The sequence below is a fragment of the Faecalibacterium sp. 3 genome (assembly GCF_048323735.1).
Taxonomy (GTDB): domain Bacteria; phylum Bacillota; class Clostridia; order Oscillospirales; family Ruminococcaceae; genus Faecalibacterium; species Faecalibacterium wellingii.
Genome location: NZ_JBLWFN010000001.1, coordinates 1,089,526 through 1,102,500, shown reverse-complemented (window position 1 = coordinate 1,102,500; position 12,975 = coordinate 1,089,526). Strand labels below are relative to the sequence as shown.

Annotated in this window: 11 protein-coding genes and 1 pseudogene (1 of these 12 only partly in view); 9 read left to right on the top strand and 3 right to left on the bottom strand. The window is 48.7% G+C overall.

Going from position 1 to position 12,975, the window contains the following annotated elements:
- From ACNSPV_RS05135 to ACNSPV_RS05110, 6 genes and pseudogenes are all read left to right on the top strand, one after another.
- Positions 1 to 833, top strand: partial view of a class I SAM-dependent DNA methyltransferase gene (locus tag ACNSPV_RS05135; RefSeq protein ID WP_348584344.1) — the 3' portion only. It extends 700 nt beyond the left edge of the window; only the last 833 of its 1,533 coding nucleotides appear in the window; its start codon lies beyond the left edge, outside the window; it ends in the stop codon at positions 831 to 833.
- Positions 834 to 847: 14 nt separating this feature from the next.
- Positions 848 to 1,735 carry a Bro-N domain-containing protein gene (locus tag ACNSPV_RS05130; RefSeq protein WP_418268254.1) on the top strand — a complete coding sequence of 296 codons (888 nt, stop codon included), beginning with the start codon at positions 848 to 850 and terminating at the stop codon, positions 1,733 to 1,735.
- A 27-nt stretch (positions 1,736 to 1,762) separates the two neighbouring features.
- Positions 1,763 to 2,899, top strand: a complete 1,137-nt coding sequence (locus ACNSPV_RS05125) for a restriction endonuclease subunit S (RefSeq protein ID WP_348584346.1) — start codon at positions 1,763 to 1,765, stop codon at positions 2,897 to 2,899.
- Positions 2,900 to 2,978: 79 nt separating this feature from the next.
- On the top strand, positions 2,979 to 4,082 hold the full coding sequence (locus ACNSPV_RS05120) for a hypothetical protein (protein WP_348584347.1): 1,104 nt from the start codon (positions 2,979 to 2,981) through the stop codon (positions 4,080 to 4,082).
- Between the two features lie 23 nt (positions 4,083 to 4,105).
- Positions 4,106 to 5,023, top strand: a pseudogene (locus tag ACNSPV_RS05115) (DUF4145 domain-containing protein); the annotation flags it as partial.
- Between the two features lie 1,338 nt (positions 5,024 to 6,361).
- Entirely contained in the window at positions 6,362 to 7,432 is a 1,071-nt protein-coding gene (locus ACNSPV_RS05110) for a type I restriction-modification enzyme R subunit C-terminal domain-containing protein (protein WP_418268296.1), read from the top strand.
- 712 nt (positions 7,433 to 8,144) lie between these two features.
- On the opposite strand, the gene ACNSPV_RS05105 is transcribed toward ACNSPV_RS05110, so the two are convergent.
- The 3 genes from ACNSPV_RS05105 to ACNSPV_RS05095 all read right to left on the bottom strand — a co-directional run bounded on the left by ACNSPV_RS05105 (position 8,145) and on the right by ACNSPV_RS05095 (position 10,111).
- Positions 8,145 to 8,555: a NifB/NifX family molybdenum-iron cluster-binding protein gene (locus ACNSPV_RS05105; RefSeq protein ID WP_348584350.1), complete on the bottom strand. Its 411-nt coding sequence runs from the start codon at positions 8,553 to 8,555 to the stop codon at positions 8,145 to 8,147.
- A gap of 136 nt (positions 8,556 to 8,691) precedes the next feature.
- On the bottom strand, positions 8,692 to 8,778 hold the full coding sequence (locus ACNSPV_RS05100; protein ID WP_418268295.1) for a GNAT family N-acetyltransferase: 87 nt from the start codon (positions 8,776 to 8,778) through the stop codon (positions 8,692 to 8,694).
- A gap of 76 nt (positions 8,779 to 8,854) precedes the next feature.
- Positions 8,855 to 10,111 carry an aminoacetone oxidase family FAD-binding enzyme gene (locus ACNSPV_RS05095; RefSeq protein WP_348584351.1) on the bottom strand — a complete coding sequence of 419 codons (1,257 nt, stop codon included), beginning with the start codon at positions 10,109 to 10,111 and terminating at the stop codon, positions 8,855 to 8,857.
- Between the two features lie 201 nt (positions 10,112 to 10,312).
- Here ACNSPV_RS05095 and ACNSPV_RS05090 point away from each other — a divergent pair, with 201 nt between their 5' ends.
- The 3 genes from ACNSPV_RS05090 (at position 10,313) to ACNSPV_RS05080 (ending at position 12,954) form a co-directional block, all read left to right on the top strand.
- Positions 10,313 to 10,855 (top strand): stage V sporulation T C-terminal domain-containing protein, encoded by a 543-nt coding sequence (locus ACNSPV_RS05090; RefSeq protein ID WP_348584352.1) that lies wholly within the window; start codon positions 10,313 to 10,315, stop codon positions 10,853 to 10,855.
- Between the two features lie 399 nt (positions 10,856 to 11,254).
- Positions 11,255 to 12,328, top strand: a complete 1,074-nt coding sequence (gene hrcA, locus ACNSPV_RS05085) for a heat-inducible transcriptional repressor HrcA (RefSeq protein ID WP_348584353.1) — start codon at positions 11,255 to 11,257, stop codon at positions 12,326 to 12,328.
- Entirely contained in the window at positions 12,325 to 12,954 is a 630-nt protein-coding gene (locus ACNSPV_RS05080) for a nucleotide exchange factor GrpE (protein WP_348584354.1), read from the top strand. Before hrcA ends, ACNSPV_RS05080 begins: the two co-directional genes overlap by 4 nt.
- Positions 12,955 to 12,975 lie beyond the last annotated feature (21 nt).

Genomic DNA, 12,975 nt, shown 5'->3' with positions numbered 1-12,975 from the left:
AGGACAGCATGACCCCGGAGCAGTGGCAGCATTTTGCCGGCCCGATGTTCACCGGCTTTGACACAGACCGCACCATGCTGCGCATTTCGGCCATGAATCTGATGCTCCACTCCATCACGAACCCGGAGATCGACTACAAGGACAGCGTGTCGAAGCAAAACTCCATTTGCAGCAAGTACACCGTTTGCCTTGCGAACCCGCCATTCAAGGGCACTGTGGATGCCGAGAGCATCAACGACGACCTGAAAGCCGTCACTAACACCAAAAAGACGGAGCTTCTGTTCCTTGCGCTCTTCCTGCGGATGCTCAAAACCGGCGGACGCTGCGCCTGCATCGTGCCGGACGGCGTTTTGTTCGGTTCCAGCAAGGCGCACCAGAGCATCCGAAAAGAACTGATTGAAAACCACCAGCTGCGGGCGGTCATTTCCATGCCGTCCGGCGTGTTCAAGCCCTACGCAGGCGTGTCTACGGCGGTGCTGGTGTTCACCAAGACCGGCGCGGGCGGCACCGACAGGGTGTGGTTCTACGATATGAAAGCCGACGGCCTCTCGCTGGACGACAAGCGCACCGAGGTGAAGGAAAACGACATCCCGGACATCATCGCCCGGTTCCATAACCTCAACGCCGAAACTGACCGCAAGCGCACCGAGCAGAGCTTCTTTGTGCCCAAAGCGGAAATTGCCGCCAACGGGTATGATCTGTCCATCAATAAGTACAAAGAGACCGAGTATGTGCCGGTGGAGTACCCCTCGACCACGGAAATTCTGGCCGACCTGCATGAGCTGGAAATGGAGATCACCAAGGGTCTGGCAGAACTGGAAGAAATGGTATGACGGAGGAAAATGCGATGACAGAAAATGATAAACTGCAAATGTTTGAGGACCGTCCGATTCGTACCGCATGGGATGAAACGCAGGAAGAATGGTACTTCTCCATTGTTGATGTTGTGACGGTTTTAACAGAAAGCGGAGATTACAACACCGGGCGAAAATATTGGAATAAGTTGAAGCAGCGCTTGAAAGCTGAGGGCAGTGAACTGGTGACAAATTGTCACCAGTTGAAAATGAAAGCGGCAGACGGAAAACGCCGTTTGACCGATGTTGCCAACACGGAACAGCTCCTGCGCATCATCCAGTCGGTGCCCTCAAAAAAGGCAGAACCGTTCAAGATGTGGCTGGCGATGGTCGGCCGGGAACGCATTGAGGAGATCATTGACCCGGAATTGACCATCGAGCGCGCACTCGATACCTACGCCCAAAAAGGCTATTCCCCGGAATGGATCAACCAGCGGCTGCAAACCATCCGCGCCCGAAAAGAGCTGACCGATGCATGGAAGGTGCACGGCGTGAAAGAGGGGCAGGAGTATGCCATTCTGACGGACGAAGTGACGAAGGCGTGGTCGGGCATGAGCACACGGCAGTATAAAAATTTCAAAGGGCTGAAAAAGGAAAATCTGCGTGATAACATGAGCACGCTGGAACTTGCCTTGAATATGCTGGCAGAAGCTACCACAACGGAGCTGACGAATGCCCAGAATCCGCAGGGGCTGGAAGAAAACCGTGTCGTTGCCAAACAGGGCGGCGCAGTGGCCGGAAATGCCCGGAAAGAGATCGAATCCAAAACCGGCCGCCCGGTGGTCACTGCCGAGAATGCAAGTACCATGCTGCTGGGGCAGACGGTTGCCGGAATGATCGAAAGCGTGGCAACGGAAAAAGAGGATGAAAAATCGGAGTGATATGCGGGAATGGGAGGAGATGGTGTGATGGCGAAGTTGGGAGAGGTTTGCAAAGTTTCGCCGAGTACCAAAAACATCGAACGTCAAGGTGCATGGCTTCTAAATCTTGATATGGTGGAGCAGCAAACGGGACGAGTGATAGAGTATAAGTATGTGGGTGAGGATGATTTAAACGGTTCAATTATTCAATTCGATACAGAAAATGTTTTGTATTCAAAGCTCCGTCCTAATTTGAACAAGGTTGTTCTCCCCCCAAAAGATGGTTTTTCCACATCCGAACTGCTTCCGCTTCGTCCTGATGCCCGCGTGTTAAATAGGGATTATTTAGCAGTTTTTCTTCGGTCAGATAGTTTTGTTACTTGGGCGGTGTCAAAAACCGCTGGCGCAAAAATGCCGAGACTAGGTACAAAAGACTTAATGAATGCAGAGATTCCCGTGCCAACCATTGAGCAACAAAAGAAGATTGCAGAAAAATTTAAAAAGCTAGAGCAGTTGATTTCTCTCCGTAAGCAGCAGCTTGCCAAACTGGACGAACTGGTAAAGGCACGGTTTGTGGAGATGTTTGGAAATATAATTCGCAATGATAAATCGTGGCCGATTCATAATTTTTCAGATATTGCGTCCTCTCGGCTAGGAAAAATGCTGGATGCAAAACAGCAAACAGGAAAATACAGTTATCCCTATTTGGCAAATTTCAATGTACAGTGGTTTAATTTTAATGTGGACAATCTGAATCAAATGGATTTTAATGAAGCTGAGCAAAAAGAGTTTGAATTAAGGGACGGAGATCTTTTGGTGTGTGAAGGAGGTGAAATTGGTCGTTGTGCTGTGTGGCACAATGAGATACAGCCATGTTTTTTCCAGAAAGCATTACATCGAGTACGTTGTAATCGTCAGCTTGTTCAGCCAGACTATCTTGCGTGGTGGTTCAAGTATAATTGCAATCATGGCGGATTTGCAGAAATTGCTGGAGCAAAAGCTACTATCGCGCATTTACCGGGGATTAAACTCAAACAATTGCAAGTTGCTTTACCCCCTCTTTCCCTGCAAAACGAATTCGCCGCCTTTGTGGAACGTGTAGACCAGCAGAAACAGACCGTGCAGCAGAGCCTTGAGAAGCTGGAATTGATGAAAAAAGCGCTGATGCAGGAGTATTTTGGGTAAAACTCCCCCAGTCGCCTGACGGCGACAGCCCCCTCAAAGAGGGAGCCTTAACGCGGCCGCAAGGCAAAAGCCTCCCTCTTTGAGAGAGGTGGCACGGCGCAGCCGTGACGGAGGGAGTTTATTAAGTGTCAATCATATGAATATGAGAGCAAGTGAGGATTATATGACGCGAATAGCCATAACAATGCACATTATTCAAGGTGATGGGGATACGGAAGGGTTTAAAAATGCTATAGAGAAATGTGTGGATGACTTGTCATTTCGATGGAATATATACCATGAAATGGTTGATATAACATCGAAAGCGATTATCATTCCACATTATGAGAAAAACATAGAACTAAAAGAAGCAGAAGTAAAACAAAATCCAACGGATGATAAATTAAAAAACGAGTATAAAAATTTGCTGGAAATGCATAGTAGTTATAAAGCGGCAATGACGTTTGATATGATAATATCTTCTAATGTTGATCTTGATACTAATAAAATCATCTTTCCGAACTGCGATGCTTCAGAGTGTGAGTGGGATTATTTTGATAGTTTTTATGAAGAATACATTGCAAAATTAAATCTGGCACTTGTAATGGCTTTTGTTTTTACACAACCTCATATGCATGTGTGGAATACAGAAGTGTATATCAATGAAATTTATTATTCAAGCGAAAATTATGTCAAAGAAATAATTCCAATTGGAACTCTAAAAGAATACAAAACAATAAAAAAGGTTGATGTAAGCTATAAGAAAGCATTGATGTGGATTAAAAATCACACAAGTTTATGTGGAAATCGTGATAAATCCCCAAGTGCATTTTCGGCACTCACATATGTATTTAACCGTCAATATCATGAGGGACTGATTTATTCTATCATTGGATTGGAAAGCATTTATTCTCCCGGAAAATCTGGAATTTCTTACACACTGCAAAAAAGAATAAATAAAATTTTTCCAATGATTTCAAAAGATGAAATAAAGAAAATGTATTCGCTTCGATCAAAATTCGTTCATGGAGAGCTTGCAATAAGTAATTGTGATTTAACAGTTGAAACATTAGATGATTATGAACGATTTTCTGGAACATCATTTATGGCAATGTCACTTTTGTTTGAAACGGTTAGAATGCTAATTGCAAATGATGCAGATTCTATTAATTTTACAGAAACTATATCATACGATTTTTCGTGAGATAAGTTGAAAGGAGCCTTCCCATGTCCAACTTCTCCTATCTTGCCACCAAACCTGAATATTCCCTCTTTGCTAATTCTGCCATTGAGGCCGAGAAAGTGTTCTCCACCTCTCCGGCGATGTGCGCGGTGGGGTGTCGGAAGGCGTTGGAGTTGGCGGTGAAGTGGGTGTATGCGGCAGACAAAACCATCACGATGCCCTACAAGGACAACCTGCAATCCCTGCTGCATGAGCCGAGTTTCCGGTTCGCGGTGGACCGCAATGTGTGGAGCGTGCTGCCCAGCATCGTGAAGGCGGGCAATCTGGCGGTACATACAGGGCATAGTGTGTCGGCAGCGGATGCAGTGTTCAGTCTGCGGGGACTGTTCGACTTCATCCAGTGGGTGGATTACTGCTACGGCACGGACTATGTGGAGCGCTCCTTTGATGAAACAGCCATCCCCGGCGAAAAGGTAGCGCTGGACGAAAAGAAGATCCGGGAACAGGAAAGTTTACTGACCCAGAAAGATGCCGAGCTGGAAGCCTTGCGCAAGCAGGTGGAGAGCCTTTCGGCGGCGTACACAGCCAGCAAACAGCAGAACCAGCAGAGCCGCAGTTTCACCGCCGCCGACCTGACCGAAGCCGAGACGCGGCAGAAGATCATCGACATCGACCTCAAGGCCATGGGCTGGAAATTCACCGGGCCGGACGCCGATGTGCGCACCGAGTACGAAGTGGACAACATGAACGGCGTGCTGGGGCAGAAGGGCTATGCGGACTATCTGCTGATGGGCAAGGACGGCTTGCCGCTGGCGGCCATTGAAGCCAAGCGCAGCACCAAAGACCCCAACATCGGGCGCAAGCAGGCTCAGCTTTATGCAGACTGTCTGGAGCAGAAGTTTGGCCGCCGTCCGATGCTGTTTACCACCAACGGCTACACCACCTATTTCTGGGATGAGCAGAGCGGCCCGCAGCGTGCCGTGAGCGGGGTGTTCTGCAAGGACGACTTGCAGAAGCTGATGAACCGCCGCACCGAGAAAAAGTCGCTACAATTGAATGAGACAAAACACGACCATACCAAAAAACGCCATGCACACGCCAATGCCATGAAAAAAAAAAAAAAAAAAAAAAAAAAAAAAAAAAAAAAAAAAAAAAAAAAAAAAAAAAAAAAAAAAAAAAAAAAAAAAAAAAAAAAAAAAAAAAAAAAAAAAAAAAAAAAAAAAAAAAAAAAAAAAAAAAAAAAAAAAAAAAAAAAATATATATTTTTTTTTTTTTTTTTTTTTTTTTTTTTTTTTTTTTTTTTTTTTTTTTTTTTTTTTTTTTTTTTTTTTTTTTTTTTTTTTTTTTTTTTTTTTTTTTTTTTTTTTTTTTTTTTTTTTTTTTTTTTTTTTTTTAAAAAAAAAAAAAAAAAAAAAAAAAAAAAAAAAAAAAAAAAAAAAAAAAAAAAAAAAAAAAAAAAAAAAAAAAAAAAAAAAAAAAAAAAAAAAAAAAAAAAAAAAAAAAAAAAAAAAAAAAAAAAAAAAAAAAAAAAAAAAAAAAAAAAAAAAAAAAAAAAAAAAAAAAAAAAAAAAAAAAAAAAAAAAAAAAAAAAAAAAAAAAAAAAAAAAAAAAAAAAAAATATATATATATATATATATATATTTTTTTTTTTTTTTTTATATATATTTTTTTTTTTTTTTTTTTTTTTTTTTTTTTTTTTTTTTTTTTTTTTTTTTTTTTTTTTTTTTTTTTTTTTTTTTTTTTTTTTTTTTTTTTTTTTTTTTTTTTTTTTTTTTTTTTTTTTTTTTTTTAAAAAAAAAAAAAAAAAAAAAAAAAAAAAAAAAAAAAAAAAAAAAAAAAAAAAAAAAAAAAAAAAAAAAAAAAAAAAAAAAAAAAAAAAAAAAAAAAAAAAAAAAAAAAAAAAAAAAAAAAAAAAAAAAAAAAAAAAAAAAAAATATATATATATATATATATATATATATATATATATATATATATATATATATATATATATATATATATATATATATATATATATATATATATATATATATATATATATATATATATATATATATATATATATATATATATATATATATATATATATATTTTTTTTTTTTTTTTTTTTTTTTTTTTTTTTTTTTTTTTTTTTTTTTTTTTTTTTTTTTTTTTTTTTTTTTTTTTTTTTTTTTTTTTTTTTTTTTTTTTTTTTTTTTTTTAAAAAAAAAAAAAAAAAAAAAAAAAAAAAAAAAAAAAAAAAAAAAAAAAAAAAAAAAAAAAAAAAAAAAAAAAAAAAAAAAAAAAAAAAAAAAAAAAGGGTGCGCATTGCCGCCGCGCTGCAGGATGGAGCCTATGCGGACGAAAAATACCAGAACTGGCGTAAAATTTTAACAGAAACCTGCCGTGCCGAAGTAGGAGCGTTGAACCCGGAGCTGGTATCCGTGCGGCTGCACCGACAGGCCGTGGAACACTATCAAAAGCCGGAAGCCTTTGTCAGCCTGACCGAAACGGACAAGGGTACTCTGATGAAAGAGGTGGCACCGCTCATCTCGCTGGACGATAAGGACGAGGCCGCCAAGCGGTTCGATAACTTTGTGTATGGCTTGCTGCTCTGTGAGCTGGAAGGTCTGCCGGGGCTGGGCCGCGCCCAGAAACAGCTGCGCAATACAGCGGCAATGCTGGAAGGGAAGGCTACCATCCCACAGGTGCAGACAAAGCTATCCCTCATCCGGGAGGTGCAGACAGACGAAATTTTGACCTCGCATGATCTGCTCCGCTTTGAGGAAATGCGGCAGGAGCTGCGGGAACTCATCAAGTTTCTGGTGGAGGGCGGCGAGGGGCAAAAGCCTGTCTACACGGCCCTTGCCGACCCGGTACTGGAACAGACCGAGGGCAAAGCGCTGGATTCCGGCTATGATTTCGGCGAGTACCGGGAACGTGTGAACCGCTACATCATGGAGCACCGCAGCGATACGCTGGCCATCCACAAGCTGACCCAGAACATTCCGCTTTCCCGGGGCGACTATACCGAGCTGGAACATATCTTTACCTGTGAGCTGGGCAGCAAAGAGGACTATGCACGGGAGTTTCGGGATACACCCTTTGGTCTGCTGGTGCGTAAAGTGGCAAAGCTGGACCACGATGCTGCCATGCAGGCATTTTCCAAGTTCATCAACGACGAATCGCTGAATGCAAAGCAGATCGCGTTTGTTCAGAAGGTCATTCATTACATCGAGCAGAACGGTTATGTGGAAAGCAAAGCGGTTCTGATGAAACCACCCTTTGACCAGCCCATTCTGTTTACCCGCCTGTTTGATGGCAAAACAGGCAGTGAGCTGATGGATACGATCAATTCGGTGAAAGAGAATGCCACCCATGTGACCGCATAAAGTAGTGGAATGTACTGATAAAAACCGGTATAATACGCTTGAACTTTTCAAGAGATATCGGTATCAATATCAGTTCCGCAGCATAAACGTTGCACAGCTATATGGCGTTCAGAAATCTCGTGCATCCTCTATTATCAAGAATCTTATCAAGCATGGATTGGTGACGTCACCAGAATATGGCGTATACCAATTTGTGAAGAAGTAACACCGCTATCAACAGGTGGTTTTTGAAAACCAAGCGGTGAAGCTGTTATAGCCCATGGAACGTCTTAATATAATTTGAATTATCATAATCGAAATTATATTAACCGCTTGTGCAGAAATGCCCACTCCCCTGAGAACTCCTCAGACGAGTGGGCATTCTTCTTTCCGTGTATCAAATTTACCCTTGCGGTCACTCAAATCGCCACCAAGTCATGGATGCTGTCCGGCAGATTTTCTTTTACCGGCACAAGAAAAAGCTGTCTTGAGCATATGTGGGTCGCTGATATGGAGTTTGCCGTTGCTCCTGAGATCGTGGATAGCAGCCCTCCGAAATCACTGTTTTCTCTGCACAGAAACAGGATCACGCTTCTGATTGAAATATTACTTGATTTGAAATCGAATGTTAATTTCTGCGAGAAAATGAGCCGTGTATTTCAAACAAAAACCGCCCACATCACAAACGATGCAGGCGGTTTTCTCGGGGGAGTAAAACGGAAATCAAAAAGTGTTAGTGACAATTTCCGGTACAACCACCCTTGTCCTCGTGACAGGAGTGTGAGCCGCAGCTATGACCATCTTCATGGTCATGATGGTCGCAGTGGGCATTTGGATCAAAAACAAGATTTCCTGCAAGGTAATCCGAAACAACGCTGTCAGCTGCGCCAGAAATGCCGCCAAACAGCTGAATCCCGGCCTGTGCAAGAGCGTTCTGCGCACCGGCACCAATACCGCCGCAGAGAACGACATTTACACCGTTCTGAACAAGGAAGCCCACCAATGCACCATGGCCCTGCCCATTGGTAGAAACGACCTCGCCGGTCGGAAGCTGACCGTTTTCGATGTTATAGATCTTGAACTGTGCAGAGTGTCCGAAGTGCTGGAACACCTGACCGTTTTCATAAGGGATTGCGATTTTCATAACTGAGTCTCCTTTTGATTTTTAGCGTTTATCAGAATAGTTGCAAATTTGGATGGCCGAACCATGCTCCATCCGCTGAAAGCCGTGCTTTTCATAGAACGGGACATTCTTTTCGTCCTCTGGCATTCCCTCAATATTATAGGTAGTTCTTATATTTTTCTTTGATACGTTCCAGCATCTCTCCGGCAATGCCCTTCCCCTGATAATCAGGATGTACCAGCACATAGTGAATTGTTTTGTTACTTGGTGGTGAATGGAACGGCAGCAATATACGGCGGTGCCGCTCATCTCCCGGACGGCTATTTTTTCCGCTGCCGCTGAATGCGGCGGGCGGCGTCCCGCCCGGCTGCGATCCCACTGCCGAAGGCCCAGTGCAGATTGAAGCCGCCACAGCTGCCGGCGCAGTCCAGCGTTTCGCCCACAAAATACAGGCCCGGGCAGCCCTGAAACTGAAAATGCGCATCCACTTCCCGCAGCGAGAGCCCGCCGCCGGTCACCTGCGCCTGCTTCCAGCCGCAGGGCGTCAGGCCCTCAAAGCGCCAGTGCTTGGCGGTGTGGGCCAGTTTCTGCCACTGTCCGGCAGTGAGAACGGCGGGAGCGTTGCCGTCCCTTAGCCCGGCGGCAGACCACACAGCGCAGCCCAGCTTCCGGTTCAGCAGGCCCAGCCAGAACCCGGCAGGGCTGTCCCCTGCCGTCTGGGCGGCATGGGAACGGAACAGGGCGGTCAGCTCTGCTTCGTCCAGCGCCGGAAAAAGATCCAGCTCCACCGCAGGAGCCTTTGGACTGCGGCCCGGTGCCAGCAGGCCGGACAGCTGCATGATACAGATGCCGGAAAGGCCATAGTCGGTGAACTGCACCTCGCCGGTCTCTGTGGCCAGCACACGGCTTCCGTCCAACAGGGAGGCCGCGGCCTTGGCGCGGATGCCGGCCAGAGTCTTGTTGGGCTTTGCGCACTGCAGAGCGGTCAGACAGGGATACAGCGGCTCCGTTCTGCCGCCGCACTGGGCGGCGAACCGGGTGCCGAAGCCGTCGGTGCCGAACTGCGGCCCGGCGGCACCGCCCATGGCGCAGATGACGGCATCCGCGCGCAGGGTCTCGGTGCTGCCCTCTGCCGTCTCGAACTGCACAGCGTAGCCGCTGCGGCTCTGGCTCAGGGTGCGCACGGTGCAGCCGGTGCGCAGCTGCACATGGTGCTGCGCAAGGTGGTGCTCCAGCAGGGCCAGCACGTCCGCTGCCTGATTGGAATAGGGATAGATGCGCCCCGCTTCGTCGGTGCGGGTATAGAGCCCCAGAGCGCGGAACCAGCCCAGCGGGTCGGCTGCATTCACAGCGTCCAGCAGCGGGAGCAGCGCCGCCGGGTCGGCCGTGAAATACCGCTCCGGCGCGATGCCGGTGTTGTCCAGATTGCAGCGGCCGTTGCCGGTGGCCAGCAGCTTTTTGCCCGGCCTTGGGTTGCGTTCCAGCACGAGCACCTGCGCGCGGGGTGCACTTTGTGCGGCGGCCAGCCCGGCGGCCAGCCCGGCGGCACCGCCGCCAAGAATGAGGATGTTCGGCATCCTGACACCTGCCTTTCTCAGCAGAATTTCAGAAGCTGTCCTCATAAGCAGGGTGCTGTGCTTATGAAAACGGCTTTTGGTATCATTGTAGCAGAACCCTGCCGGAAACGCAACGAAGGGGCAGCTTTCCGTAGGTATAAATTGCCCGGGCTGACAGATACTAGAGGTGCAGGCATTTTCAAGGAAACGGAGGAGCCAACAATGAAAGCAACAGGTATCGTGCGCCGCATCGACGAGCTGGGACGGGTGGTGATCCCCAAAGAGATCCGCCGCACCCAGCGCATCCGCCGCGGCGACCCGCTGGAGATCTTCACGACAGGCGACGGCGAGGTGATCTTTAAAAAGTATTCCCCCATTGGCGAAATGAACGCAGTGGCAGCCCAGTACACCGAGGTGCTGAGCAAAAGCTTTGCGCTTACCACCTTTGTGGCAGACCGGGACCGCATCCTCACGGTGAGCGGGAGCGGCCGGCGGGAGCTGGCCGACCGCAGCATCAGCCAGCCGCTGGAAAAGCTGATGGATGGCCGCAGGCTGTACCAGTGCGAGGGCATTGCGGAAAAATGCATCCTGCCCTGCGAGGGCTCGCCCCGGGTGGTGCTGTGCGCCGCACCCATCATTGCGTCGGGCGATGTGATCGGCGTGGTGGGTCTGCTGACCGAAGACCGCACCGCTGTGCCGGACGCCGCCCAGCTCAAGGCGGTGAATGTGGCGGCAGCGTTTCTGGCCAGACAGATGGAGGAGTAAGGCAGGACGATTTTGAATGCGCGCCGCGCTGCTTTGCGCATATTGCGCATATTCAGCGGAAAAATTATTTATAATAGAGCAATGCCGGGCGGTCTGCGGACCGCCCGGCATTGCGTTTTCACGGGTGGGGGTCGTGGCGGCAAACGGTATTTGCCGCGCTGCTTTCCGCGAAAGCGCGGCGCAGCGGGAAGCGGGCTTGACCCCTCAGACGCTTTGGCAAAACCGGAAAGCCTGACGTACTGCCAGGGCCACACCCCCTTTTTATGACAGAATTATGAATCTTTGATAACATTTTTCCAAGGGGCTTGACAGCACCGGAAAATTGGCTATAATGGTCTTAGCACTCAGGAACAAGGAGTGCTAAACAAACAAAGCGAACGCAAAAAGGAGGCAGGCGCTATGACGATGGATGCACGCAAGCAGCGAGTCTTGCAGGCGATCGTGGCGCTGTATGGTCTCGAAGGCGAGCCCGTTGGCAGCAGCGTGCTGGCAAACTACTTTGACATGGCAGTTTCCAGCGCAACGCTCCGCAATGAAATGGCGGCGCTGACAAAGCTGGGCCTGCTGGAGCAGCCCCACACCAGCGCGGGCCGTGTGCCCAGTGCCAAGGGCTACCGCTACTACCTTGATAATCTGCTGACCGACGATCAGCCGCTGGACCGCGTGAGCCGCGCCCGTGTGGATGCGGTGTTCGCAAGTCTCGACCACGAGCCGGAAAAGCTGGCGCAGGGTGCAGCCCGGGCGCTGGCCGCCATCAGCGGCTGCACTGCCGCCATCAGCACCCCGTGTGCAGAGGATCTGTGCATTGCCCATTACGAAGTCGTTCAGGTGGGCCGCAGCGCAGCCGCTGTGCTGGCCGTGACAACTGCCGGTTACGTCCGCACCCGTGTGGCGCGGGTACGCACCGGCCTCTCCCGCGAGAATGCGGCGGCTCTTGCCGCATTGCTGAACCGAAACCTCACCTTTGTGGCGCCGGTGGATCTTTCGCCCCGGCTGCTGGCAGAGCTGTGCAGCCAGATCGACCCGGAGCTGGTGCCTGTCATCAGCGCGGCGGCGGCCATCCTGCAGGACTCCGTCAAGCCCCACGTATTTCTGGGCGGTGAGCAGTATCTGCTGGACTGGCCTCAGCTGGACGGCAAGGTGGGTGACATCCTTACCCTGCTGAACGACGAAGAACAGGCAGCGGCCCTGATCGCACCTCCGGCAGAACGCAGCGAGAGCGTGCTGCTGGGCGAGGATCTGGAACCGCAGATCCCGGGCCTGTGCATCGTGAGCGACCGGTATCTGGTGGGCGGAGGCCTGTGGGGCTCCATTGCATTGATCGGCCCCACCCGGATGCCCTTCCAGAAACTGATGCCGCTGCTGCATTACTTTGCAGACCAGCTGGGCGAGGGCATGAGCGGCAAACGAAAAGACACCCCACAGGCTGCCGTACCCCGGCGGACTGTGATCTATAAGGAGGATCTGGAATGAGCGAAGAAGCAAAAAAGACGGCTCCGGCTCAGGAAGCGGAGCAGCCCGAAACGGCTCCCGAGGAGAAGGCCCAGCAGGCAGCACCCGAACAGGAACCTGCTGCTGAAGCTGCCGACCCGAAGGATGATAAGAAGAAGGATGGCGGCTGGTTCAATAAGAAGGCCCGTGAGCTGGAAGCCATAAAGGCAAAGCTGGACGCGGCCGAAGCCAACGCTGCACAGGCCAAAGACCAGCTGCTGCGCATGGCTGCCGAGTACGAGAACTACCGCAAGCGCTCCACCCGCGAAGCCGACCAGAAGTTCAACGATGGCATTTCCTTTGCGGTGAACCAGATCATCCCCATTCTGGACACGCTGGAGATGGCAGCCAACGCCCCCACCACCGACGAGAACTACAAAAAGGGTGTGACCATGACGCTGGACAAAGCCGCCAAGGCGCTGGACGTCCTCCATGTGGAGGAGATCGAAGCGCTGGGCAAGCCCTTTGACCCCAACTTCATGAACGCGGTGCAGCAGATCCCCGCCCCGGACGGACAGGAGAGCGGCACCGTCATCACGGTCTACCAGAAGGGCTACAGACTGGGCGATAAGATCGTCCGCCATGCGACCGTTGTGGTGGCCGAGTAACAATGCAGAAACCCGCAGGGG